26 protein-coding genes are annotated in these 25480 nt (G+C 55.7%); 15 read left to right on the forward strand and 11 right to left on the reverse strand.

The annotated features are described in order from the left end of the window. The first annotated feature begins 35 nt into the window (after positions 1 to 35). The 9 genes from ACXADJ_RS11560 (at position 36) to ACXADJ_RS11600 (ending at position 9137) form a co-directional block, all read left to right on the forward strand. A complete protein-coding gene (locus ACXADJ_RS11560) occupies positions 36 to 503 on the forward strand; it encodes a nuclear transport factor 2 family protein (protein WP_475065997.1) in 468 nt (155 codons plus the stop codon). Then, the gene (locus ACXADJ_RS11565; protein WP_475065999.1) at positions 500 to 1300 is read left to right on the forward strand and encodes an SDR family NAD(P)-dependent oxidoreductase; all 801 of its coding nucleotides are present in this window, start codon (positions 500 to 502) and stop codon (positions 1298 to 1300) included. The genes ACXADJ_RS11560 and ACXADJ_RS11565 overlap by 4 nt, the downstream gene beginning before the upstream one ends. Next, positions 1290 to 2555: an NAD(P)/FAD-dependent oxidoreductase gene (locus ACXADJ_RS11570; RefSeq protein WP_475066001.1), complete on the forward strand. Its 1266-nt coding sequence runs from the start codon at positions 1290 to 1292 to the stop codon at positions 2553 to 2555. Before ACXADJ_RS11565 ends, ACXADJ_RS11570 begins: the two co-directional genes overlap by 11 nt. After that, positions 2555 to 3037: a DUF1365 family protein gene (locus ACXADJ_RS11575; protein ID WP_475066003.1), complete on the forward strand. Its 483-nt coding sequence runs from the start codon at positions 2555 to 2557 to the stop codon at positions 3035 to 3037. Before ACXADJ_RS11570 ends, ACXADJ_RS11575 begins: the two co-directional genes overlap by 1 nt. Beyond that, on the forward strand, positions 3037 to 3621 hold the full coding sequence (locus ACXADJ_RS11580; protein WP_475066005.1) for a DUF1365 family protein: 585 nt from the start codon (positions 3037 to 3039) through the stop codon (positions 3619 to 3621). The genes ACXADJ_RS11575 and ACXADJ_RS11580 overlap by 1 nt, the downstream gene beginning before the upstream one ends. Next, positions 3621 to 5078 carry a class I SAM-dependent methyltransferase gene (locus ACXADJ_RS11585; RefSeq protein ID WP_475066007.1) on the forward strand — a complete coding sequence of 486 codons (1458 nt, stop codon included), beginning with the start codon at positions 3621 to 3623 and terminating at the stop codon, positions 5076 to 5078. The genes ACXADJ_RS11580 and ACXADJ_RS11585 overlap by 1 nt, the downstream gene beginning before the upstream one ends. Positions 5079 to 5134: 56 nt before the next feature. Continuing rightward, positions 5135 to 5665, forward strand: a complete 531-nt coding sequence (locus tag ACXADJ_RS11590; protein WP_475066009.1) for a DUF2878 domain-containing protein — start codon at positions 5135 to 5137, stop codon at positions 5663 to 5665. Positions 5666 to 5846: 181 nt separating this feature from the next. Continuing rightward, the gene (locus ACXADJ_RS11595; RefSeq protein ID WP_475066012.1) at positions 5847 to 7904 is read left to right on the forward strand and encodes a TonB-dependent receptor plug domain-containing protein; all 2058 of its coding nucleotides are present in this window, start codon (positions 5847 to 5849) and stop codon (positions 7902 to 7904) included. A gap of 273 nt (positions 7905 to 8177) precedes the next feature. Further along, a complete protein-coding gene (locus tag ACXADJ_RS11600) occupies positions 8178 to 9137 on the forward strand; it encodes a LysR family transcriptional regulator (protein WP_475066015.1) in 960 nt (319 codons plus the stop codon). An 82-nt stretch (positions 9138 to 9219) separates the two neighbouring features. Here ACXADJ_RS11600 and ACXADJ_RS11605 read toward each other — a convergent pair whose 3' ends face one another. Beyond that, entirely contained in the window at positions 9220 to 10413 is a 1194-nt protein-coding gene (locus tag ACXADJ_RS11605; RefSeq protein ID WP_475066017.1) for a response regulator, read from the reverse strand. A 128-nt stretch (positions 10414 to 10541) separates the two neighbouring features. Then, positions 10542 to 13139 (reverse strand): helix-turn-helix transcriptional regulator, encoded by a 2598-nt coding sequence (locus ACXADJ_RS11610; RefSeq protein WP_475066020.1) that lies wholly within the window; start codon positions 13137 to 13139, stop codon positions 10542 to 10544. Here ACXADJ_RS11610 and ACXADJ_RS11615 point away from each other — a divergent pair. Beyond that, complete coding sequence (locus ACXADJ_RS11615; RefSeq protein ID WP_475066022.1) at positions 13138 to 13443, forward strand: hypothetical protein; 306 nt, start codon at positions 13138 to 13140, stop codon at positions 13441 to 13443. The two genes, ACXADJ_RS11610 and ACXADJ_RS11615, sit on opposite strands and share 2 nt — an antisense overlap. A gap of 8 nt (positions 13444 to 13451) precedes the next feature. On the opposite strand, the gene grxD is transcribed toward ACXADJ_RS11615, so the two are convergent. The 3 genes from grxD to ACXADJ_RS11630 all read right to left on the reverse strand — a co-directional run bounded on the left by grxD (position 13452) and on the right by ACXADJ_RS11630 (position 14920). After that, positions 13452 to 13772 (reverse strand): Grx4 family monothiol glutaredoxin, encoded by a 321-nt coding sequence (grxD, locus tag ACXADJ_RS11620; protein ID WP_475066024.1) that lies wholly within the window; start codon positions 13770 to 13772, stop codon positions 13452 to 13454. A gap of 164 nt (positions 13773 to 13936) precedes the next feature. Then, a complete protein-coding gene (locus ACXADJ_RS11625) occupies positions 13937 to 14146 on the reverse strand; it encodes a hypothetical protein (protein WP_475066025.1) in 210 nt (69 codons plus the stop codon). Positions 14147 to 14275: 129 nt separating this feature from the next. Further along, positions 14276 to 14920, reverse strand: a complete 645-nt coding sequence (locus ACXADJ_RS11630) for a c-type cytochrome (protein WP_475066027.1) — start codon at positions 14918 to 14920, stop codon at positions 14276 to 14278. 300 nt (positions 14921 to 15220) lie between these two features. On the opposite strand from ACXADJ_RS11630, the gene leuS reads away from it, so the two are divergent. The 4 genes from leuS (at position 15221) to ACXADJ_RS11650 (ending at position 20172) form a co-directional block, all read left to right on the forward strand. Continuing rightward, a complete protein-coding gene (gene leuS / locus ACXADJ_RS11635; RefSeq protein WP_475068192.1) occupies positions 15221 to 17800 on the forward strand; it encodes a leucine--tRNA ligase in 2580 nt (859 codons plus the stop codon). A gap of 12 nt (positions 17801 to 17812) precedes the next feature. Next, a complete protein-coding gene (locus ACXADJ_RS11640) occupies positions 17813 to 18322 on the forward strand; it encodes an LPS-assembly lipoprotein LptE (protein ID WP_475066029.1) in 510 nt (169 codons plus the stop codon). Between the two features lies 1 nt (position 18323). Then, the gene (holA, locus tag ACXADJ_RS11645; protein WP_028294914.1) at positions 18324 to 19358 is read left to right on the forward strand and encodes a DNA polymerase III subunit delta; all 1035 of its coding nucleotides are present in this window, start codon (positions 18324 to 18326) and stop codon (positions 19356 to 19358) included. A 217-nt stretch (positions 19359 to 19575) separates the two neighbouring features. Further along, on the forward strand, positions 19576 to 20172 hold the full coding sequence (locus ACXADJ_RS11650; RefSeq protein ID WP_028294915.1) for a hypothetical protein: 597 nt from the start codon (positions 19576 to 19578) through the stop codon (positions 20170 to 20172). 83 nt (positions 20173 to 20255) lie between these two features. On the opposite strand, the gene ACXADJ_RS11655 is transcribed toward ACXADJ_RS11650, so the two are convergent. The 6 genes from ACXADJ_RS11655 to mpl all read right to left on the reverse strand — a co-directional run bounded on the left by ACXADJ_RS11655 (position 20256) and on the right by mpl (position 24308). Further along, positions 20256 to 21080 carry a sugar nucleotide-binding protein gene (locus ACXADJ_RS11655; RefSeq protein ID WP_475066034.1) on the reverse strand — a complete coding sequence of 275 codons (825 nt, stop codon included), beginning with the start codon at positions 21078 to 21080 and terminating at the stop codon, positions 20256 to 20258. Positions 21081 to 21101: 21 nt separating this feature from the next. Then, positions 21102 to 21479 carry a hypothetical protein gene (locus ACXADJ_RS11660; RefSeq protein ID WP_475066037.1) on the reverse strand — a complete coding sequence of 126 codons (378 nt, stop codon included), beginning with the start codon at positions 21477 to 21479 and terminating at the stop codon, positions 21102 to 21104. Between the two features lie 70 nt (positions 21480 to 21549). Then, positions 21550 to 21846: a DUF2175 domain-containing protein gene (locus ACXADJ_RS11665; protein WP_475066041.1), complete on the reverse strand. Its 297-nt coding sequence runs from the start codon at positions 21844 to 21846 to the stop codon at positions 21550 to 21552. A 56-nt stretch (positions 21847 to 21902) separates the two neighbouring features. Further along, positions 21903 to 22268 (reverse strand): hypothetical protein, encoded by a 366-nt coding sequence (locus tag ACXADJ_RS11670; RefSeq protein ID WP_475066044.1) that lies wholly within the window; start codon positions 22266 to 22268, stop codon positions 21903 to 21905. Further along, positions 22261 to 22914, reverse strand: a complete 654-nt coding sequence (locus ACXADJ_RS11675) for a flavin prenyltransferase UbiX (RefSeq protein WP_475068194.1) — start codon at positions 22912 to 22914, stop codon at positions 22261 to 22263. The genes ACXADJ_RS11670 and ACXADJ_RS11675 overlap by 8 nt, the downstream gene beginning before the upstream one ends. Continuing rightward, positions 22914 to 24308, reverse strand: a complete 1395-nt coding sequence (gene mpl / locus ACXADJ_RS11680) for a UDP-N-acetylmuramate:L-alanyl-gamma-D-glutamyl-meso-diaminopimelate ligase (protein ID WP_475066046.1) — start codon at positions 24306 to 24308, stop codon at positions 22914 to 22916. The genes ACXADJ_RS11675 and mpl overlap by 1 nt, the downstream gene beginning before the upstream one ends. A gap of 175 nt (positions 24309 to 24483) precedes the next feature. Between mpl and ACXADJ_RS11685 the strand changes: the two genes are divergently transcribed. After that, on the forward strand, positions 24484 to 25452 hold the full coding sequence (locus tag ACXADJ_RS11685) for a class 1 fructose-bisphosphatase (protein ID WP_028294921.1): 969 nt from the start codon (positions 24484 to 24486) through the stop codon (positions 25450 to 25452). Positions 25453 to 25480: the final 28 nt, after the last annotated feature.

The raw sequence follows: 25480 nt of genomic DNA on the forward strand, positions 1-25480 counted from the left end.
CTGATAACCAAGGTTGATAACGAAGGAACACCGCCATGACTGCCAAGCCGCTATCACCCACAGACCGACACGCCCTGGTCACCGGCATCTACGACCGACTGGATGCCGACTCGGTCAACAACGGCCTGCTGGCGCAGCTGTACCACCCGGATGCGGTGTTCCACGACCCTTTTCACCGTGTCGAGGGCCTGCAACAGATTCAACAGTACTTCAGTGCTCTGTATCAGTCGGTCGAGTCCATCGTGTTTGAATACGATCAGTTCTGGCCCGGCAGCAGTGACGACAGTGACGAAAGCGCCGACATGCTGCGCTGGACCATGACGTTCAGTCACCCGGCCATAGCCTCCGGCAAACAAATTAGCGTTGAAGGCTGTACCGAACTGCACTGGCAGGATGGCAAGGTGATTCATCACCGCGACCTGTTCGATGGCGCCGACATGCTCTACAACCATCTACCGCTGATCGGCTGGGCACTGCGCAAAGTGCGGGAGCGCATGGCATGACTCACAAAGCGGCCAAGCCGCCACTGGAACAACAAGTCATCTGGCTGATTGGCGCCAGCTCCGGCATTGGCGAAGCACTGGTTCACCAGCTTGCCGACAGTTGCTTGCAACTGGTAATTACCGCCCGCAACGAAGAAAAACTGCATCAGCTCAGCTGCAAATACCAGCGTATTTCATCGATCGTCGCCGACGTCACTGATCTGTCTTCCATGCAGCAAGCGTCCCGCTATATAGAAGAGGGCTTTGGCCGCATCGACACCGTCATCATCAACGCTGGCACCTGCGAATACGTCGACGTTCAGGCGTTTGATTCTGCCTTGTTCCAGCGAGTGCTGGACACCAACCTGATGGGCACCGTACACAGCATCGAAGTGGCCTTGCCACTACTCAGAAACAGCCAACGTGGTTATCTGGTTGGCGTTGCCAGCAGCGTGACCTATCTGGCCTTGCCAAGAGCGCAAGCCTACGGAGCGAGCAAGGCCGGTATGCGCTACTTGCTGGAATCCATGCGAGCCGATCTGGCCTCTGAACAGATCGATGTGTCGGTGGTGTCACCGGGCTTTGTCAAAACCCCACTCACCGACCGCAACGATTTTCCAATGCCCATGCGCATCAGCGCCGACGAGGCCGCCGTTGCCATCGTTAAGGGGCTGCAACGTCGACCGTGGGACATCCATTTTCCGAAACGCTTTACTAGGCTGATGCAATGGCTGGCAGCACTTCCTGCCTGCGCCCGTCTGGCCATCAGCCGCAAGACGTCAACCAATTCTGTAAAGGAAGCCTCTGATGAGCGATAAACCGTCCATTGCCGTTGTTGGTGCCGGGATTTCCGGTCTGACCAGTGCCTGGCTGCTGCGGGAGCGTTACGACGTCCACCTGTTTGAAGCCAACGACTATTTTGGTGGCCACACCCAAACCACCGACGTCGAGCTGGATGGCCAGGTGTGGCCGGTCAACACCGGTTTTATTGTTTACAACGACTGGACGTACCCAAACTTCATCAAGCTGATGGACACCCTTGGTGTTCAAACCGAAGCCTCTGACATGAGCTTCAGCGTGTCGTGTGCGCAAACCGGTATGGAGTACAACGGTGCCAACCTCGACAGCCTGCTGGCCAAGCGCTCGAACATTTTTAATCCGTCGTTCTGGCGCATGGTGAAAGACATCTTGCGCTTCAACAAGGAAACCCGTGCCCAGCTGGATGCCGAGTCCCTTGACCCCAAACAGACGTTAGGTGAATACCTGACCGAACACGGCTACGGCGACTACTTCCGCCGTTACTACGTCATTCCGATGGGCGCTGCGATCTGGTCGGCCAGTGAAGCCATGATGATGGACTTCCCGGTGTACTTCTTCTTGCGCTTCTTCAACAACCACGGCTTGTTAAGCGTCAACGACCGGCCGCAGTGGCGGGTGATTTCCGGCGGCTCGCGCGCTTACGTAAGCCGTATTCTGGAAGACCTGCCGTCGAGCCAGATTCATACCAATGCCGCCATTGAACGCATCGAACGAGACAGCGACGGCGTCGAACTCGTGATCAACGGCCAGCGCCACCGCTTTGATCAGGTGATTCTGGCCTGCCACAGCGACCAGGCTCTGCAACTGCTGGTACAGCCAACAGATGCCGAGCGAGCTATTTTGGGGGCAATTCCGTATCAGGATAACGACGTGGTGCTGCACACTGACGTCAACATGCTGCCGAAGCGCCAGAAAGCCTGGGCCAGCTGGAACTACCACATCGACAGCGAACAACGCAGCACGGTCGCCGTGACCTATCACATGAATCGCTTGCAGAATTATCAGGCCGCGCCGGAAGAGTTTTGCGTCACGCTGAACAAAACCGACGCCATTGATCCAGACAAAATCATCCGCAAGTTCAATTACGCCCACCCGGTGTTCACCCTCGAGGGCATGGCCGCGCAGCAACGCCATCATGAAATCAGCGGCGCTAACCACACCCACTTCGCCGGTGCCTACTGGTTTAATGGCTTCCACGAAGACGGTGTGAACTCGGCCTTGCGAGTTTGCAAGGCATTGGGAGTCACCTTCTGATGGTGCGCCACAGTGGTCAGGGCTTCGAGGGCAACAGCGCCATTTATGAAGGCTGGGTGCGGCATCGGCGCTTCAAGGGCAAGCCCAACGATCTCCATCACAAGGTGTTTATGATGCTGCTGGACCTCGACGAGATAGACGAGGTCATGCAACAGCACCCGCTCTGGCGCAGTCAGCCTGCGTCCGGCTGGAAAGCCCGTTTTATCCCGGCCTGCTTCACCCCAGCCCGTTTTGATGCCGCTGACTATTACGGCCAGCACGGCGATGCCCGCGCCCTCAAGCGCAGTTTGCTGCGCACTTTCGAGCAGGAGTTTGGCCTTGCCGTCGAACGCATCGAAATGCTCACCAACTTGCGTTACTACGGCTTCATCATCAATCCGCTGACGCTCTACTTTGGTTATGACGCCAATGGCCGTTGTGTCGGCACTCTGGGCGAAGTGACCAACACCCCTGGAAACAACGCTTTCACTACAACCTGTTGATGCCAACAGATGATGCTCAACGCCAGCCTCATCCACCCAGAGCCATCAAGCCGCAGCGGCTGATTGGTAAAAACCGCTACCAGTATCAGTTCAGCAAGTCGTTCCATGTATCGCCGTTCAACAGCCTGGACATGCAGTACCGCTGGACCCTGAATCCCCCCGAAGCGCAAACCGGCAGCCGTCTGGCAAGCCAGATGGACGTGATACAGGACGGCGAAAAGGTCATGGACGCCACCATGAAACTGCAACGCCAGCCAATCAGCCGGGCCGCCATGAGTCGCATTCTGTGGCGCTACCCCATGATGACGGTGCAGGTGGGACTGGGAATCTACTGGAACGCCGCCAAACTGTGGCTGAAAGGCAACCCGTATGTGCCGCATCCGCACAACGAACCAGAGCAGGATCATGCAGAGCAGCTGCGCAGCAGCGAGCCCAGTACCAAGAAAAGTACCGAAAACAGCAACCCGCCAGACAACCGCCATAAAAACAACGACCCGAACGCTATCAGCGATCGCCCAACGGCAACCGAATCGACTTCAGACGCTGCCAAGGCAGCCCAGCCGTCTTCCACAGGAGCACGATAATGAAAAGCCTGACGACCTCGTCCACCGACATCGCCTGGATTGACCGCCTCTGCCGCAACGCGCTGTGCACCCGACTGAGCCAGCTGCGCCGAGCCCACCTGACCATTCGTGAGCAAGGCCAGACGCTGACCTTTGGTGATGCCAGCAGCGACCTCCACGCTACCGTCACCCTGCACGACTCCGAAGCCTGGCGCACCATCGCCCTGTACGGCAGCGTGGGAGCTGGCGACGCCTACATGACCGGCGATTTCAGTGTCGACGACCTGCCTGCTCTGATTCGAATCCTGTGCCGCAACAAGGACGTACTCGACACCATCGACAGTGGCTGGGCCAACGCCGGTAAATGGGCGCTGAAGCTGTGGAACCATTTCCAGCGTAACACCGAGAAAGGCTCCCGCCGCAACATCGCCGCTCACTACGATCTCGGCAATGAGATGTTCAAGCTGTTCCTCGACCCGACGCTGATGTACTCCAGCGCCATTTTTCCAAGCCGCGAGGCCAGCCTTGAAGAGGCCTCCCTGTTCAAGCTCGACCGCCTGTGCCAAAAGCTGCAACTGACCCCCGACGATCACCTGATTGAAATCGGCACCGGCTGGGGCAGCATGGCGATTCATGCCGCCAAGCACTACGGCTGCCGGGTAACCACCACCACCATTTCGGAAGAGCAGTACAAGCTGGCGCAACAACGGGTCGAGCAAGAAGGCTTGCAGGGTCGCATCACATTGCTGAAAGAAGACTACCGCCAGCTGCAAGGCACTTTCGACAAGCTGGTATCGGTGGAGATGATCGAAGCCGTTGGTCACCAGTACCTGAATACCTACTTCCAGACCATCAGCAAGCTGCTGAAACCCGATGGCATTGCGGTGATTCAGGCCATCACCATCGACGACTGGCGCTACGAAAAAGCCAAGAACAGCGTCGACTTCATCAAGCGTTATATTTTCCCCGGTGGCTTCCTGCCATCCGTGACGGCTATCCAGAACGCCATGGTGACCGCTGGAGACCTGAAAACCGTGCACCTGGAAGACATCGGCACCCACTACGCCGAAACCCTGCGCCGCTGGCGAGCCGACTTTCTGGCCAACCGCGACGCCCTGCGCCAACAAGGCTACGACGATACTTTTTATCGACTGTGGGACTTCTACTTCAGCTACTGCGAAGGGGGGTTCGACGAGCGCGTAATCAGCACTGTGCAGATGGTGTTCGCCAAGCCGGACAACCAGCGCGACATGCTGCTGGGAAGTTTGCAGGCACCCGCTATCGCGCCCTCTATCACACAAGCGATCACACAAGTTATCAGCCCGGAGGCAACGACCACGGTAACGGAAACCGTCGAAGCGACTATGCAAGACCCTATGCAAGACCCGATGGAAGCGCCTGTGAAAGAAGAAACGGTGGAGGAAACAAAAACCACAGCAAACGAAAGCAAAATCAACGGGCTTTCCCGGGCGTCCTGAAATCTGCTCGGGAATAAAAGACAAGACAGAACAATAAAAAACACAGAGGCCCGGCCATGAACAAGCAGCCGCTTCGGTTAAAACGCAGCCACCAGCTGATACTCAACATCGCCATGTTTCAGCTGGTTTGGTTTGCCTGCATTCTCGGCGGCAACCTCTGGGCCTTGGCCGTCACGCCGCTGCTGGTGTTGTGGCATCGCACCCTGTTGCAGCCCGGAGAATGGCAGTTGATTGCCGCCTATCTGTTGGCGGGTGCCGTGCTCGACACCCTGCTGATTGGCTCGGGTCAGCTGCAACTGGCCAATCATCAAGGGCCGTTGCTGCCGTATTGGCTGTGGCTGTTGTGGGGCGCGTTCGCCACCACCTTGCTGCATTCACTGCACTGGCTGGTATTGCGACGTAATGCCCTGATCGTGGCGGGTGGCCTACTGGCTCCGCTCAGTTACTACACCGGAGCCCAACTTCAACAAGCCACGCTGACCACGTTGGGCCTGCTGGTGATTGGCTTGCAGTGGGCCATGCTGATGGCATTGACCCACATTGTCGTCATTCGACGAACAGCACAGCAGGCCGAGGGTGAATCATGATCCAATGGCGGTTTGAAATGCCCCGGCAAAATTGCCAGACTGCGAACCCTTACGATTCAGCGAACACGGAAGCTCAAGGATGACCCCACTCGCTTATACACTTCGGCCTACCAAATCATCTGGGCCTGCGACAGCTCGAACTACCAAGACCCGGCCAACCAAAGCCCGGCCTATTTGGGCAATGGCGATACTTGCCGTCGGTATGCTGCCTGTATCGGCGTTCGCCAACACCGATTCCTCCGACATTGCCAACACTAACTCAGACCCGGACCTCACCTATCAGGATGCCGAAGTGGTTGAAGTGCTGGGCATCAAGGAGCCACTGACCACGGTAAAAACCGAACGGCTGCTGAAAGTTCCCGGTGCCGGTAACGACCCATTACGAGCCATCGGCAGTTTGCCCGGCGTAGTGTTCAGCTCCGCGCAAAGCTCCGAACCGGCGGTGCGTGGCTCATCGCCGGACGACAACGCCTTTTACATCGATTTCTTTCCGGTGGGTTATATCTTCCACACCGATGCCTCCAGCATCCTCAGCGACAACGTGATTGGCGATTTTGCACTGCTGCCAGCGGCCTTTGGCCCGGCGTATAACGGCTCCACCGGTGCCGTCATTGACGCCCAGTCGCGCCGCCCGGATTTTGGTAACCGTCAGGCCGTAATCGACTTCAGCTTGCTGAAAGCCGGGATCTTTTTCGAGCAACCCACCGGCGACAATCAGGGCTTTTACCTGTCTGCCCGCCAGAGCTTGTTCCAGTACTACATCGAAAACCTGCTCGACGATGAAGAGTTCGAATTCACCACCGTGCCGGAATACTACGACTATCAGGGCAAGTACGAGTACGCCGTCAGCACCACCGAATCCATCACCTTTAACGTCATTGGTGCTCGCGACAAAGCCGGCTTGCTGTTCGACGAAGACTCCGACCAGGTGCAGCAAGACCCCGGCCTGGATGGCGGCATTGGCTTTGAACAGTACTTCAACAGCCAGGCCTTGCTGTGGGAAAAGATTTACCCTTCCGGGCTGCAACAAAAGCTGGGCCTGGCCCAACTGGAGCAGAAGCTGCAATTCAGCATTGGCAACAGCAACCGCATTGACGTGAAGGTGAACGACTACACCGTCAAAAGCCAGTTCAGCCAATTTGTGAACCTCGACCACGAACTCAGCTGGGGACTGGAGTTTGGCCAGGCGCATATCGGCGGCAGCGGCCGTTACGCCGGTCCCCCTTGCGACGAGTTTCAACCAGACTGCCGACTGGTAGACGGCACCGAGACCATCGACAGCCGCTTTGATGAGGTGGTCAACAGTCTGGACCTCAGCCTCGCCGACCGCTGGCAGGTGAACGAAGACTGGGAGCTGACTCCGGGCGTACTGGTGTCCGTTGAGGACTACACCGAAGAGTGGTTTATCGAACCCAAACTGCAAAGCCGCTGGCGCTTTGCGCCGTTCTGGAACCTCACCAGCGGTTACGGCCAATACCACGACTTCCCGGACAACTTTGGCCAGTACGCTGAGGATTTCGGCAACCCCGACCTGAAACTGCCCACCGCCAACCATTGGGTACTAGGGCTAGAGCACGAATGGCGAGACGACCTGCTGGTCAAGGTGGAAACCTATTACAAAACCATGGATCGGCTGGTGATCGCTCGCCAGTCAGCGGACAACTACCCCGATCTCAGCAGCCAGCAATACAGCGAATTGCCCCGTTACAGCAACGATGCCCACGGCAAGGCTTGGGGCGTGGAGTTGTTTATCAACAAGGATCTGACCGATCAATGGTACGGCTGGGCTTCATTGGCCTGGTCTCATACAGAACGCACCAACGACATTACCGGCGAAGACTTTCGCTACGCCTACGACCAGCCGGTGGTCATTAATAGCGTCATTGGCTACGAACTCAGCGACCGCACCACGCTGGGCCTGAAATGGCGCTATCAGAGCGGCCAGCTGGTCACCCCATTGCTGGGAGCTGAGCAGGACAGCGACAACCCCGAGCTGTACAACCCGATCTACGGCGACATCAATTCCGAGCGCTTGCCCGCCTATCACAGCCTCGACGTTCGCATGGATCGGCTGTACCTGTTCGAGGGTTGGGAAATGACACTGTACGGAGAGATTCTGAATCTGTATGGCCGCGATAACGTGATCGACTATGAATACAAAAATGCCGATTACAGCGAGCGGGAAGAAGTCACCGACTTGCCCACCATTGTTTCTTTGGGCGTAAAAATCGAGCTGTAGCCGCACTCTTTCGATTGACGCATTCATGTCACCAATCGGAATTTTTCGGCCACTCAGTCAGGATTTAATGCACTAATCAGCGATATATAGATAAATTCGAAGATACCTATCAGAACAATAGCTACAATTTACCTTCTATTGTTCCAGTTATTATGGCAAATTAGTTAAATACTAAATGCCACCTGTTTTAGCGATTGTTGCACTGCTTAGCCTGACTCAACGGTAAGAGCTGTCAGAAGCGACATTCGGCTCACTGCTCAGCGGGAGACCCACATGCAGATCGGAAAAAGAGAGGAATTTGACCTGAACGAAATGGCCATTTTCGTTCATGTTGTCGAAGCTGGTAGCTTCACCGGTGCCGCGCGCAATCTGGGTCTGCCAAAGTCGACCGTCAGTCGCAAAATCACCCAGCTGGAAGAGCGTCTGGGCGTGCGTCTGATTCAACGTACCACCCGTTCCTTGCGCCTGACCGATACCGGCAACGCTTATTACGGCCACTGTTCCCGCATCCTCAGCGAAATCGAGGAAGCCAACATTGCCGTCACCCAGATGCAAACCACGCCGACCGGTACCCTGCGCATCACCGCCCCTGTACTGTTTGGCTCCACGGTGCTGTCGAGCCTGATTTCAGAATTCATGGATTTGCATCCACAGCTGAACATCGATCTGGTGCTGTCTGACCAAATGCTGGATCTGGTGCAGGAAGGCATCGACATTGCCTTCCGTATTGGCCAGCTGGAAGACTCCTCCCTGATTGGTCGCTACCTGGGCGACGTCCGTGCAGTGATGTGCGCAAGCCCGGAATATCTGCGCCGCTTTGGTACGCCACACCACCCTGACGACCTGTCGAACCACCGCCTGATCACCGCCTCCCGCTGGTTGCAGTGGAACATCGAAGGCCCGGCTGGCGAGGAAATCAACATTCCGGTGAAACCGAAACTGCAAGCCAACGACTTTGCTTCACTGTATGCACTGGCTCTGTCTGGTTCCGGTGTGACGCCACTGCCAGCCCTGATTGCTGCCCCAGCCATTCAGGCCGGTGAACTGGTACCGGTACTGGCCGACTACCCGTTTGAAGCCAGCCCGATTCACGCGCTCTACCCAAGCAACCGCCACCTGTCCGCCAAGGTACGCAGCTTTGTTGAGTTCGTGATTGATAACATTCGTCCAAACCCACCCTGGGAAGTGGACCTGCCAAGCGATGAAGTGAGCGAGGCAACGGTGCTTAACTGATTAAGCCCAACAAAAAGAAAAGCCCGCGCTACTGACGAAGCGCGGGCTTTTTGTTAAGCGAGTATGTCCAGTGTCTTAAGTCTTAAGCCATCGACTTGCGAGTGGTTTCTTCCAACAACTCCAGCAGTTGGTTCAATTCGCGGGTGTCACCGTGCTCACTCGACATGGCCGAGTCGATCTTTTCCAGCAACTGGGTAAGGCCATTATCGATCCGAACGCCCTGATTAAACACCCGGGTGGTTTCCGAGATACCGGTTTCCATGATCTCCTGAATCGATTTTTCCTGATACTCATCCATCCCCAAAAACTGCACCGTGTGCTCTACCCCCGCCGCCATGGTTTCCACCACCCCGGCAATGTCCTGCATGACGTGCTGGTACGAATCATCCACCGTGCGCATCAGTCCACGCATGGATTCCGCCAACTGCATCACCACTTTGCTTTCCAGCTGCATGGTGTAGATGTTGTCCAGCGCTTCTATGCGCGCATGAGCCCCCTGCAACAGCGAGAACACGTTGTCCTTGATGGCACCGTACTTTTTTGAATCGTTCATTGGCATGTTTTTCACCAACAGCGACACCTTGCCGTAGTTCATGATGGAACGCTTGCCAAAGTCGACGTAACGCCCCTGATCCCGACATTCCATCAACAGTGCCGATTCCAGCTCCTTGGCCATGCCGTTGGCTTCCATGTTCTTGACCGCGTAGCGACCACGCATTTGCAGGCTGCAATTCAGGCCGTAGTTTTTCAGCGCCTGAAACAGCCTCATGCCCAGTTCATCCAGGTTGTCACAGTTGTTCACGTCCAGCAGAAACTGGATGTTAACCCCCAGGTCGGAGGTATCAGACATGGCGATAAACGCCATTTCGTTGGCTTGCTTGAGCTGCACTTTCAGCTGGTCGCTGGCAACCTTGTTGAACATTACCCGGTCAACACGTGCCCGTAGCTCCTGCATGTCGGTGTCGGTTACATAGTCATCACAACCGGCTTCATAGGCATCCATACGGGAATCCAGACTGGCACCCGCGCCCATCAGGACCACTGGAATATCGGCCCCCTGCTCGGCTTCCTTGATGTGTTTGCAGGCCTCAACGCTGCCCACGGCACCAAAACTGGCAATATCGATCAGTATCATCCTGACCTGGGCCAGCTCACGATGCTGTAAAGCGGCTTCTGCTGCGTCGCAATATTCGACCTGATAACCGCCCTCCAGGGCAGTTTCTACTTGCTCCAGAGAATGGGAGGCCAGAATCAGGGCGCTGTAGGGTGTCCTCATGCGTCACGTCCATTTTGGTGTTGGTAACTCTCCCTTAGGTTTAGACGATAGCTTTACAACTTGCCAATCTGGTTGCTGTTCAAAATACGAGCAAAAGTGCTCTGTTTTTCTCAGGCAAATACTGACAATTACAACAGCAACAACTCCTTTGCCTTGCGGATCGCCTGGGTGCGGTTCTTGACCCCCAGCTTCATGTTGATTTTGCGGGCATGGCTTTTGACCGTATGAATCGAGATAAACAACTGGGCGGCAATTTCCTGATTTGAAGCCCCCTCGGCAATCTTGCGCAACACATCGTGTTCACGGTCACTCAGCTGCACCCGCACCGTGACACTGGCCGGAGTTTCCGATGAGGCAGTCGAGTTGTACAACTCCGGCAACCAGGCACGGAAGCTCATGCCAATGCCTTCATGACGCATGTGATGACCCAGCTGATTAAACATGTGCTGGCTTTCGGCAATCTGGTTTTTACCGCGTAGGGCTGCGGCCCGCATCATTTGAATCAACAGCTTGATCAGCGGGCTGGAATTACAGCGCAGCCACTCGTCGACTTCGGTGAGGCAGTCGTCGTAACGACCGCACAGCAAATACAAACGGGCTCGGGTAGCGGCAACAAAATCCGGCAGCATCGGGAAAATCTCCGGCCGCTGCACGTGCGACAGGTGACGACTGCCCAGCACTTGTTCAATGCCTTCTTCAGCACGGTGATATTTGCCCTGAAAGATCCACACATTGGCTTTCACCAGCATCAGCCAGAGATATACCTCGGTATCGACACCCCAGCGTTGCATCAGCCGCTCGGCATCGTCCAGACAGTCCAGCGCCTTGCTGGCCTGACCGTGGGCTGCCAGCTCCATCGCTTGCAGGCCGTAACCGTAAGTCACCAGCACATCACCGGATTTACAGCAGTGGCTGATGCCCTGCTCCAGCAGAGTCAGCAAGTGTTTGGGGTCTTCCCCTGTCACCCACTGCAAAAACGCCTTGTACAACAGCAAGCGCCCCATCGGCATCGCCGACAGGTGTTCGGGCAGGCTTTGCAAACGTTGAATGCCGCCATCCACCAGGCTCTTGCTGAACGGGAAATGGCCGCGATGCAGTTCAATACGGGCCTGATCAAACAGCGCCAGGGCTTCCAGCGTCAGACTGCCATACTGGCGGGAAATACTGACAGCCGTGCGGTTGCAGGCCCGTGCAGCGTCGAGGTCGGTTTCAGCCAACGCCTGATAAGTCAGCGTGCTGGCCATCAAAAAGCGCACGCTGTAGCGCTCCGGGGGTAACTCTTGCAGCGCCTCGGAGCACAGGCTGCTGGCCGATTTGCTGTTGCCTTTCAGCCGCGCCATATAGCCTTGCAGTGATTTCAGCTCGGCGGGTTCCAGCTGCTGCCCCTGAGCCAGATGGCGCAGCAACGACTCGGCCCGTCGCAGTCGATAAGTCAGCATCCAGGCCCAACAGGCCAGCTGCATCAAGCGTGGCGATTGACGTAGAACGATCTCGCCGGCACGGTCGCACCAGTCCACCAGCCCGGCAATATCCAGACTGGCCAGCAAGGCTTCAGCACGGGTTTCTACCCACACTGCCAAGCCACCGTGAATGGCCGAACGCTGACCGTGCTCCAGTGCCTGCACAGGCTGCTGGTGTTTGTCGTACCACTCAAAAGCCCGTTGATGCCAGATCTCCTGATCTCGTTCGGTCACAGCGGCAGCCGCGACCTCTACAAAAGCAGGCTCCAGCTCGGCCCAATTGACCCGCTCCTGTGCCACCAGAAAACCACTGCGCACCATGGATTGCATCAGGTCCCGACAGGCATAGCCGTTGACATGCGACAGCAGCCCTTCGCACACAGGCCCCAGCACCGCCGCCTGTTGCAACAAGCGGCGTTCTTCGCGACTGATGCCAGCCAGAGTGTCGGTCAGCCAGTAATCCTGCAATTCAAAATTGGCCAACCCCACCGACACCGTGGCCAGATTCCCCGAGGCACGTAAACACGCCGCCCAGATAGCAATCGCGGCGGGCCAGCCATGAAAACGTTGATCCAGCAGTCGTTGGTCGTCGCTGTCCAGCACCAGCTGCTGCCCTTGTAACCAATGCTCGGTATCGACCCGACTCCAGCGCAGCTGCTGAATACCAATATGGGTAACGTCTTCGGCCATCAAAATTGCCGTGGCCGACGGCGGCAACGCCCGTGAGGCCACCACCAACGACAATGCCGCAGGCTGCAACCGAATCAGTTCGCACAGCAGCCGCCATCCGCTGACATCCATCAGATGAGCGTCGTCGAGACAGAGACAGTATTCCAGTGGTTTACGAGCGCTGTCCGAGGCTTGTTGCAATAACGCCGTCCAGCAGCCCAACAGTCCAAGGGTGCCTGAACGAGGCTGCCAGCTTTGGCGGGCTTGTTGCGCCAGTTGCAGAGCCTGCTCGGAGCCGTCCAGGTGCATTAACAGCGGCAGCAGTTCGTTGTCAGAATCGCCAAACTCACAGTTGATCCAGACCGCCTTGCGGCCACTGCTCTGACGGTCCCGATAATAGCGCCGCAGCCATTCCGATTTACCAAATCCAGCAGGGGCCTGAACCCACACCAGTGCAGCAGACGTTGCGATATTCGCGTCCGGTTCGGCACGCTGAAGCGGTACCCGTGGCGCATTGGCGGGGCGATGACGAGCGGGCAAGTTCAATGCGCCCGTCGCAGAAGCGAGCGGTTCTTGGTCGGAGGGTGATGCGTACATGGCTGCCGTGCCTGACGTTATTATTGTTCGCCAAGAGTATCACCACAGCCACTGGCGCGTGTCATGTCGTGCAGAAGATGAATGGCAGTTACGGGTAAATTTGTTCGCTCTGGTGGTTGTTTGGTTCGATGAGGTAAAGCCCTATATCAATCAGCAGTGCCGGCCAGAAACAAGAAAAGGAAAAAAGGGAAAGGTAGAGGAGCAGAGCAGAAGAAAAAGAAGCAGGGGAGAAACAAGCAGAGGGGGAAGAGGAAAAGAGGGAGAGAAACAGAAACGGAAACCACCGGAGCCGGTGGTTCCCTGAATCAGCGATCAGGCTTCTGGAGCCGCTTCTTCCAGCAGGGTTTTCAGTTCACCCTTTTCGAACATTTCGGTCACGATGTCACAACCGCCAACCAGCTCACCCTTTACCCACAGCTGCGGGAAGGTTGGCCAGTTTGCATATACCGGCAAATTGGTGCGAATTTCCGGGTTGGACAGCACGTCAACGTAAGCGAACTTCTGACCACATTCCATCACCGCCTGCACAGTGCGAGCAGAGAAACCACACATAGGCTGGTTAGGAGAACCTTTCATGTACAGCAGGATGGTGTTGTTCTCAATCTGGTCTTTGATGACGTCCATAATTTCCATGGTGATGTCTCTCTTTTAGCAAGGCATTAATCGATTCTTGTGGAATATGGGGATGATGCCCGGTGTTTCAAGCGACCGCCCCCGCACACATTCCGGATTGGTTCTGAGAATACCACAGAGTCGAATATTCCCGACAGTTGCGCTTGGGCTTTCAGTGTTAGCCGTCAGTCCCACCCCTGAATCAGCAAACTGTCGTCAGCATCCAATAAAATCCCATGCTCAACATCCGGCGAAATCCTATGCTCAACACCCGGCAAGATCCGCTCATCGGCTTCCAGAATCATGTCGTTGGCGTGGGCCAGAGGCGCAACGCTGCCACGCAGGCCGTAGCTGGTGATCCAGACATTAACGGTAGGGATTGGCGAAGCGGTCATGAGGTGATGCACCCAAGGAACATGTATCCAGAAAACATTTATCTAAAAAACATCTATCCAAAAAACATGGGCACACTGTAACAAAGAGCGATGGCCAAAGCTCCAGCGCCTGGCCATCGCAGGCTGGCATCAAGGCATATGCGCAACGTAAGAGGCGACTTCTTTCAGTTGTTGCTCGGTCAGGTTCTGCACCACCGCGACCATCGGAGATTGGGCACGCTTCGAGTTTTTGGAGAGGAAGTTCAACAGCGTGGTTTCCAGATATTCGTAGGGCTGACCGGCAATGCGCGGGTATTCGCGGGAGCCATGGGCAGACTGTCCATGACAGGCGAAACACATGGAGTCGTACAGCTGTTTGCCCTTCTCGGAAGGCGCAACCGGTTGCTGGCGGGGTTTCACTTCCTTGTCGGCAAAATACAGCGCAATCGCCACCCGTTCCTTGTCGGTCAATTGCTTGGCCAGTTTGCTCATCACGTAGTCCTTGCGAATACCGTTGGCAAAGTGCTCGAACTGGGTAAACAGGTAGGCGGCGTTCTGGCTGGCCAGATTGGGAATGTAATCACGTTTGCTGTTGCCATCCCGGCCGTGACAGGAAAAACACAGGATGCCGCGCTCTTCCCCTTGCATGATGGCTGCCTGATGGGCTTGCTCGTTTTGTTCAATATGGATCATGTCACGAATCAGCTCGTCGACCGTCTCATCTGCGACGACCCGGGCGCTGAAAATACTTACCAACAAACCAGTAAACAGAAAGATCGCACAGCGGTTCTTCATTGATCATCAGACTCCTTTATCCAGGAGGCTAACTTAACGACACAGCCGCCACCGACCAAGAGAAAACCCGCCCTTCACGGCCATTAGTTGAACACTGAATGACCTGTATCAAAATTCGTCAGACCAATTGTCATGATGTCCCGTAATCGCCCGGCCAGCAGCCCGCCAATACACGACAGCCTTCGCCCTGAAGGCCCGCAACACAGAGTATTTACCGGATTCGAGTGTCGCCTTTGAAAGTGATCGGGTAGACTGTCCGCCTTCTTTTATTCACGCACTGATTGTTTACAAGCCGACATGATGCAAGAAACCTACGTACCCCATGAGATTGAACCTGCTGTCCAGCAACAGTGGGACGAAAACCAGGTGTTTAAAGCCGTTGTCGACAGCAACAAAGAGAAGTTCTACTGCCTGTCGATGTTCCCGTACCCAAGCGGCCGACTACACATGGGTCACGTACGTAACTACACCATCGGTGACGTGATCTCCCGCTACCAGCGCATGCTGGGCAAAAACGTGATGCAGCCAATGGGCTGGGACGCATTCGGTATGCCTGCCGAAAATGCCGCCATCAAGAACAACACGGCCCCAGCGAAGTGGACCAAGGAAAACGTTGGTTACATGAAAAACCAGCTCAAATCGCTGGGCTTTGGCTACGACTGGGATCGTGAAATCGCCACCTGCGACCCGGAGTATTACCGCTGGGAGCAATGGTTCTTCACCAAGCTGATCGACAAGGGTTTGGCCTACAAAAAAACCGCTGCGGTAAACTGGGACCCGGTTGACCAGACCGTCTTGGCCAATGAACAGGTGATCGATGGCTGCGGTTGGCGTTCTGGCGCACCGGTTGTGCGCAAGGAAATCCCGCAGTGGTTCATCAAGATTACCGACTACGCCGAAGAACTGCTCGAAGACCTCGACCAACTGGACGGCTGGCCGGAAAAAGTAAAGGCCATGCAGCGCAACTGGATTGGCAAATCCCGCGGTGTCGAATTCAGCTTTGACCTGGCTGGTCGTGACGATCAACTGGAAGTCTACACCACCCGTCCAGACACCCTGATGGGCGTTAGCTATGTGGCTGTGGCTGCCGGTCACCCGTTGGCAAAAGAAGCCGCCGCCAACAACGCAGAACTGGCTGCCTTTGTAGAAGAATGCCAGCAATCCGGCACCGCCGAGGCTGATGTTGCTACCAAAGAAAAGAAAGGCATGAAAACCGGCTTCAAAGCCATTCATCCTTTGAATGGCAAAGAAGTGGACGTCTGGGTTGCCAACTTCGTACTGATGGAGTTTGGTACTGGCGCCGTGATGGCTGTTCCTGCCCACGACCAGCGTGACTGGGAATTCGCCCAGCAGTACGGCATTGAAATCCAACAGGTGATTGAACCAGCGGCGGGTGAAGAGATTGATCTGACCGCAGCCGCCTTCACCGAGAAAGGCAAACTGGTAAATTCCGGCGAATTTGACGGTCTGGAATTCGAAGCCGCGTTTGACGCCATCGCTGCCAAACTGGCTGAGATGGGTAAAGGTGAGATCAAGGTTAACTACCGCCTGCGTGACTGGGGTGTCAGCCGCCAGCGCTACTGGGGCGCTCCAATCCCGGTAATCCGCACCGAAAGCGGTGACATGGTTCCAACACCAGACGATATGCTGCCGGTTGAATTGCCAACCGATGTTGTCATGGACGGCGTTAACTCACCGATCAAGAACAACCCTGAATTCGAAAACATCGAACTGAACGGTGCACCGGCTTTCCGCGAAACCGATACCTTCGACACCTTTATGGAGTCGTCCTGGGACTTCGCCCGGTACTGTTCGCCAAAAGCCGATCAGATGCTGGACCCGGCTGAAGCTAACTACTGGCTGCCGGTGGACCAATACATCGGTGGTATCGAACACGCGATCCTGCACCTGCTGTACTCGCGCTTCTTCCACAAACTGCTGCGGGATGCCGGTCTGGTTGAAAGTGATGAACCGTTCAAGTCGCTGCTGTGTCAGGGTATGGTTCTGGCCGATGCCTTCTACTACACCGACGAAAATGGCGGTAAAGAGTGGGTCAATCCGAATGACGTCGAAATCGAGCGCAACGATAAAGGTGGCCTGGCTGCCGCCAAGCGCAAGTCCGACGGTCTGGAGCTGAAGTACGACGGCATGAGCAAAATGTCGAAGTCAAAAAACAACGGCATTGACCCACAGGAAGCCATCAACCAATACGGTGCCGACACAGTACGTGTTTACACCATGTTTGCAGCGCCACCAGAGCAAACCCTGGAATGGGCAGACTCCGGCGTTCAGGGCGTACAGAAGTTCCTGCAGCGCGTTTGGCGCCTGGCCTTTGAACTGAAGCAGCACGACGCAGTCACCGTTGCTGCCGACCAGCTGCCAAAAGCCGACAAGGATGCCCGTCGCAAGCTGCACGAAACCATTGCCAAGGTATCTGACGACGTAGGCCGTCGCTACAACTTCAACACTGGCATCGCTGCCATCATGGAGTTGCTGAAAACCCTGACCAAGCTGGACCTGAGCGTAGAGAGCAGCCGTTCTGTTGCCCAGGAAGGTATCGATGCTGTCATTCGTATGCTGAGCCCAATGGCACCGCACATGACCCAGCAACTGTGGACTGAATTCGGCAACGAAGGTCTGGTGGTTGATGCCGCCTGGCCAGCGGTCGATGAGTCCGCCCTGGTGGCCGACAGCATTCAGCTGATCGTTCAGGTCAACGGCAAGCTGCGCGCCAAACTGGAAGTCCCGGCCTCTGCTGGTAAGGATGAGCTGGAAGCCATGGCCATGTCCGACGAAGCGGTACAACGCCAGATCGAAGGCAAGACCGTTCGCAAGGTCATCGTGGTGCCGGGCAAACTGGTCAACATCGTGGCCAACTGATCGGGATATTCCGTGAGCTTTCTGACATCACGTTTGAAAAATGCCACCGCCCTGCTGCTGACACTGTGCCTTGCCACCGTGCTCAGCAGCTGTGGCTGGCAGCTGCGGGGGCAACACCAGCCTCCGGCGGCCTACAAGGTACTGACCCTGAACAGCAGCCTTTCCGATGCCAACCAGCTGCAACTGAGCTACCGGCTCAATGAAGGTGGCTGGATCGTCAAAGACACTCCTGCCGACAGCCAGGCCTTGTTGAACCTCGACAAGCTCAACATCCGGCAGCGTACCCAAACCATCAACAGTGCCGGTGAAGTGGCCGAGTACGAACTGGTGGGCCAACTGACCGGACAACTGGTCTCCCAACATGGCGACGTGACGCCCATCAGCATCACCACTCAGGTGTGGTACGACAACGACGTGACGCGTGTTGCCGCCACCCAGTTGGGAAAAGAAGCCCGCACCCGCGAACTGGTCGACAAGCTGTTCAATCTGTTGATCCTGCGTCTGCAAAGCGTCGACAACTGATATGAAACTGCGCCTCGACCAACTCGATGGCCAACTGGGTAAATCGCTGGCCGGTATCTATCTGGTCACTGGCGATGAGCCATTGTTGGTAATGGAAGCCTGTGACCGAATTCGAGCCAAAGCCCGTACGGCGGGCTTTGACGAACGCCAGCTGTTTCATGCCGAAGCCGGTTTCGACTGGAACCAGCTACGCGATGAAGCCGAGGCCATGTCGTTGTTTGCCAGCCAGCGCTTGCTGGAAGTGCGGATTCCCAACGGCAAACCCTCCGACAAGGGCGAAACCCTCAAATCCCTGGCCAAATCCAACAACCCGGACAACCTGGTGTTGGTGATGTGCCCTCGCCTCGACAGCAAAACCCAGAACACCGCCTGGTTCAAAGCCATCGAAAAAGACGGTGTGGTGGTGCAAATCTGGCCGATCGAGCGTAACCAATACCCCGGCTGGCTGAAAAACCGGCTGCAACAGGCGGGTCTGCAAGCCGATCCGGCCGCCGTCGCCATGCTGGCTCACCATACCGAAGGCAACTTGCTGGCAGCGGTTCAGGAAATCGAAAAGCTGCGCATCAGCGGCGTACAGGTGGTCACCGAAGAAATGCTGTCCGGCATACTTGGTGACAACTCCCGCTTCGACGCTTTTGGTTACGCCGACGCCTGCATGGTCGGTAACATCAAGGACGCCAGCCGGATGTTGTCTCACCTGAAATCGGAAGGCGTGGACGCCTTGTCCATTCTCGGCGCATTGGTGCATAAACTGAGACAATTACTCGCCTTGCACGGTAAAACCGGTCAGCAGCTCAGTGAGGCGTTCAAGCAGTCCCGTATCTGGCCACGACAGCAAAATGGTTACAAATCGGCCATCTCCCGACTGACCCGACAGCAACTTCATGAAGCCATGATGATGGCCGAAAAAGTCGATGCGGCAGCCAAGGGAATGGGCGGCGACCCTTGGTTATTACTGGGTGAACTGACGGTTCTGATCACCGGGACACAACTGTATCGTTCCTCCCATTCAGGCCATTCCTTTGGCTCTTATTGAGCAATAGCTCACAATTGGATAAAAACGATTGTGACACAATGAACGGAACAGAAAGTTTATTGTCTCTGGTCTGAACCCTTACAGATTTGTAAGGATATGCGGTATCTTTGTTTGCACTCCGTTCATAATGGAGTAAAGTTCATAAGGTTAAATAGAGATAACCAGCAAGAATATCCATACTCCTGCAGGGGAACCTATCACTGGGAAGGTAATCGGGATGTACTCTGTAAAGCAGCAACGTAACGCAGACCTGGTCTGGGATCTTCAGAAGATCCACCAGCACAAGCGTGCCGTTAATTTCGTCAAACAGTTCGAAAACCACTTTTGCGTTTTCTCGGCTTCCGTACGCCAGTTGTACACCAACTACAGCGTATTCTTCCCGGAAGAAGCCAACCGTCAGTTGGTGATCCTGCCAGATCCCTACGCGTTTCATGATACGTTCAGCCACCTGTCACCAGAGGCTGTTCAATCAACCGGTTTGCACGTTATTCCGGGCAACCTGATCGGTAAAAGCGGCTTGTACCTGATCATCTCTCACCGTGACAAGAACGTTCGTTCGGTACCAATTCCCTTCCAGGAAGGTATCCGTCAGATTCTGCGCCGTTCCAACAGCGAAGATCCGTTCCTGCCGGTGCTGATGAAAGGTGACTTGCGTGAGTTCAACGAACAGCTGCCGTGCTTGCATCTGCATCGTTTGCGCCTGAAAGAGCTGCGTGCCATGTCATCACTGGATCGTGAGAGCATTCGCTCTGTGATCACCGACAAACTGATGACTCTGTATCAGGAATCCGGTGCTTTGAATCTGAAAGCCTGATTCAGCACCAGACATAAAAAAACGAGCCTTGAGCTCGTTTTTTTATGTCTGCTATTTGCCGTGACCGATTTGATTTGTACCGATTAATCAGCGGCCCTGAAGTACCCTCGAACCAAACGGCTAAGACCGGTACGCCATGGCTTTTTCTTGATGCCAAAGGTATGAAACAGGTGCTCTACCTCGCTGTTGGCCGTCATCAAGGCCGGTCGGATGCCCTCTTCTGCAACGATTTCCAGACGAACTTCGGTGAAGTCCTCATACTGGCTGGCTTCAGACAGCAGCGCCTCAGCAAAAGCGTACGACGTCACTGGCTCAACACCATTGAAGTGATAGGTTCCCCACAAATCGTCCGAGCAATCCGCCTGCTTCAGCATCGCCAACAGCACACTGGCAATGTCGTCTTCCGGGGTTGGACTGAATGGCAGTTGATCATCCAGCGACAGTGACTGATCCTGGCGTAACTGCGTCAGCAAAGCGTGGGCAAAGTCGCCGCTGCTGACTGAAAACTGCTGGCCAACCCTCAAGATCAGATGCCGACGGGTCTGTCGCACTCGGGCTTCGGCAGCCAGCAGACCTTTGGCAATCGCCTGCTCGCTGAACACCTCGGTTGCTTCGCTGATACGACCGTCTTTCTCGTAGGGATACACCGCCGTAGAGGAAACAAACACCACCGCGGCATCGTTTTCCTCAGCCAATTCCAGCCAGTTTTCCAGCTCATTGAGATCGGCGGCGGCAAACAGTGAAGGGGTGATAATGAAAAACGGCTGGCCGCTGGATTGCAGGGTTACCCGCTCCTGGCTTTCAATCGCCAGTCCCTTATAGAGGTAGTTCTCCGCTGCCAGCGCCTTGATCAGGTGTTGGCCAATCGGACGGTCGGCACCAATTACATAGCTGTAAAACGAATTCACAGAAAAAGTCTCGTCAGGTGATCAGTGTTGCAGCGACATGCGAAGCTGTTCGTTGGCGTTGCGTAGCGCATCGGCCTTATTGGAAAACATACGAACATCATTGAGGCCAATCAGCAATACCTGTTCGTCCGCCAGCCCAACATAGCCAGCCCGGGTTTCACGTATCAACGGAAAGTCCCCTTCAATACGCAGTCCTTCCGGGAAAGGTTGCAGGCGAATCAGGCCGTTACCCAGAGCGTCAGAGAGCTGGTCTTTCTGGCGGTACAGGGCAATGGCATCACGGCCAATCACCAGAACCGTACCATTCACCAGCTCCGCCGCGGTCACATCGGTGCCGGATGCCAGTTGATCGTCCCAGACGGTATTAATCAGATCGGATGATCCTGCTGCAAGAACCATAGCGGGCTTCCACAATCGAAAACGCCTAGTTTACGGCATCGCGCTGCAATATCCGATAGTGACAAGGCGATCAGAACAGCTCGATGTCGTCGTTGCTGGGGGCCGACTTTCGCCGTCGATCATTTTCTTCGGCCAGCACCAGGTCTTTGAGATCGGAGAGTTCGTTGTCCGTCAGTTCGGTGATGTCGATGGAGCGGAAGGTACGGCGCATGGTTCGATAGGCTTCATAGCAATTTTTATGTGCAGGGCCCATCGACGGAACGGTGACACCACCGACGCCAAACACGGGCTGCTTACAAAAAACGCATTTGAGGGACATATGAACCACAACCGGTAAATTCACTGATGAAATCAGTTTAGGCAGCAATCCGGATGTTCTCCAGCAAGGCTGCCTTTTCTTTGCCAATTGTGAGCCACATCAGCTCAGTTTTCTGGCAGCCGATTGGTATCTGAAGGGACGAATCCAATCTCACATTCAACCGGGCGGTTCTTGTCATCCACCAGAATGCCTGCCACCGCAACGCCGTTGGTCGGTCGCATCAGCAGGTAGCCATCAACACAGAACGATTCCTTACCAGAGCTTTTCGGCGATACCTTGACGTTGTAGCCCGGGTCCAGCGACAGCAGCTGGAATTCATCGATCAGCGCCTTGTCGGCTTTGGACGGGTGATTGACGAAGCCGTAATACTCCATCGCCAGCACTGCGATCACCACACCGGCTATGAAACCGATGCCCGTGGCACGCGCGGTATCCGGGCGTTCTGGCTGCTTGCTTGATTGATCACTCACCCTGCTGCTCTCCTGTTGAATCCGGTCCGCCCCATTTGGGCATTAATGATTGCGGTACACCAAGCTGGTTAAGAATGCGCGCCACCACAAAATCGATGATGTCCTGCAAGGACTGCGGCCGATTATAAAACCCCGGACTGGCGGGAATAATGACCGCGCCCATGCGTTTGAGCGATAACATGTTATTCAGGTGAATTTCCGAATACGGACTCTCGCGCGGTACCAGAATCATTTTGCGACCTTCCTTCAGAGCCACATCTGCCGCCCGTTCGATCAGGTTGTCGCTGGCACCCACCGCAATCGCCGAAAGAGTACCGGTGCTGCATGGGCAAATGACCAGCGGCCCCGGCTGGCCAGAACCAGATGCCCATGGAGCCATCCAGTCGTCGCGGCCAAACACCCGAATCAACTGGGAGTCGGCTTCGAGTTTGAGGTACTGCTGCAAAGCCAGTAGCTGCCCTTGGGGTTTGCCTGGCAAGGTCAGATCGGTTTCGGTAGCAGTTACCAGCAAAGCCGCTTTGGAGAAAATCACATCCACCGGACGCCCTGCGGCCACCAGCACTTCAATCAGCCGCAGCGCATAAGGGGCTCCCGAGGCGCCGGTCACCGCCACACAAATACGTTCTGCCGGATTTGGAGTTGTCATCACCGCGGTGCTCCTTCGTTTGCCCAGTCGCCATTTACCCAGTTGCCATTTACCCAATCAGCAAAGCGATGAGGCAAACCGCTAAAGCCGCCGTTCGACATAAACACCACCCGATCACCCGGCTGCACCAGCGCCTGTAACGCCTGATAGAGCGTTTCAGCATCGTGGTAACAGCGACCAGAGTCATCCAGCTGCGGCTCGATGGTCCAACCCAGATTCGGCGCTTCCAACCACAGGGTTTGATCCGCCACGGCCGCAGAGGCCACCAGCGAATCCTTGTGGACGCCCATTTTCATGGTGTTGGAGCGCGGTTCCAGCACGGCGATCAAGCGCTGCCTCTCGGCCAGACCCGCGCGCGCACCGGCCAATGTGGTTTCAATTGCGGTCGGGTGATGGGCGAAATCATCAAACACCTCAATCTGGCACCCGGCATCCCGATGCAGGGCTTCCATACGTCGTTTGGGTAAACGGAATTGCGCCAGTGCTTCGGCCGCTGTCGAGATTGAAACGCCGACATGATGCGCCGCCAATACTGCTGCACAGGCATTGTTGATGTTGTGCTGCCCGGTAAGGCCCCAATTTACCGTTGCTTTGGTTTCGCTTCCCAGACACAGCTCAAAGGCACTGCCGTCGGCTTGCAGCGGCTTGCCATGCAGCTGGCTGCTGCCGCCAAAGGCTTCGCTGTCTGACCAGCAGCCACGTTCCAATACTCGCGTCAGTGCGGTTTCTGATTGCGGGTAAATGATCTTGCCGGATGCCGGAACCAGTCGCACCAAATGATGGAATTGGGTTTCGATGGCGGCCAGGTCGGCGAAGATATCGGCGTGGTCAAATTCAAGATTGTTGAGCACCAGCGTACGCGGTTTGTAATGAACGAATTTGGAACGCTTGTCGAAGAAGGCAGTGTCGTACTCGTCCGCTTCGATCACAAAAAATGGCGTCTCGCCAAGCCGTGCAGACACCTCAAAGTTACCCGGCACACCGCCAATAAGAAATCCCGGTGCCATACCGGCGTAATCCAGAATCCAGGCCAGCATGGAAGAGGTAGAGGTTTTGCCGTGAGTACCAGCCACCGCACACACCCAGCGTTGGCCCAGCACGTGGTCGTGCAGCCACTGCGGCCCCGAGCAATAAGGCAGGTTGCGCTCCAGCACATACTCCACCGACGGGTTGCCGCGGGACATGGCATTGCCAATCACCACCAGCTCGACATCGGCAGGAATGTCAGCGGGATCAAAGCCGCTGATCAGTTCAATCCCGGCCGCACTCAGCTGGTCGCTCATTGGCGGGTAAACCCCTTGGTCACTGCCCGACACCTGATGCCCCAGAGCCTTGGCCAGCTGTGCCAGCGAGCCCATAAACGTGCCGCAAATACCAAGAAAATGTAACTTCATATTCCGTCTCATCGCTGGGCTGTTAACGCCCCAAAGCGGATAGTTTATCGCCTATAACCTGCGAACCCTACCCCTGTCATGCAGACTGCCACGCAACAATTCCACTGAAATCCGCCCCCCAATCCGGTACTATCCGGCCTATCACGAATCTGACCAAATCGAGGGCGAGCACATAATGCTTAGACTAAGGAGCTTTTTACAGCAGCACTGTAACGACATGGAGCTGGTTGATGTTATTGATCAACTGGGTGTCACCTGCAAGGACATTGCACATCAGCTGACGCTGGGTGATCTGGCGGGCATTTTGGGCAGCGCTGAACAGGAAAATGTTCAGGGCGAATGCCAGAAGAAGCTGGACGTCATCGCCAACGATTTGCTGAAAGACGCCCTCGCCGCCATGCCAAGCGTGAAAGGCATCGCCAGCGAAGAAGAACCGGACCCGGTTGCTTGCAACGACAACGGCAAATTCCTGGTGCTGTTCGATCCACTGGATGGCTCTTCCAACATCGACATCAATGTGTCGGTTGGCACCATTTTCTCCATTCTGAAAGCACCAGCCGACAAATCCGGTGGCGACGAGCAAGCCTACCTGCAATGCGGCCGTGAACAAGTGGCGGCTGGTTACGTGCTGTATGGCCCATCCACCATCATGATGCTGACGACCGGTAACGGCGTTTACTCGTTCACGCTGGATAGCCGTCAGGGCGAATACCTGCTGATGAAAGAGAATATCCAGGTATCCCCGGACACCAAGGAATTTGCCATCAACATGTCGAACCAGCGCTTCTGGCTGGAGAGCATGCAAAACTACGTGGCGGATCTGCTGCAAGGCGAAGAAGGCCCACTGGGCAAACGCTACAACATGCGCTGGGTTGCAGCGATGGTGGCTGAAATTCACCGCATCCTGACCCGAGGCGGTATTTTCATGTACCCATTCGACAACCGCGATCCGTCCAAGCCAGGCAAGCTGCGTCTGATGTACGAAGCCAACCCGATGAGCATGCTGATGGAACAGGCTGGCGGCAAATGCAGCACCGCATTTGAATCCATCATGGACATTCAGCCGGAAGGCATTCACCAGCGGGTTTCCGTGGTGATGGGTTCGGCCAACGAAGTCGCTGCCGCTGAGAAATACCACGCCTGATTCAGGACGGTAAATTCAGCACAAAAAA

The organism is Oceanobacter sp. ABM4_470 (assembly GCF_056158645.1).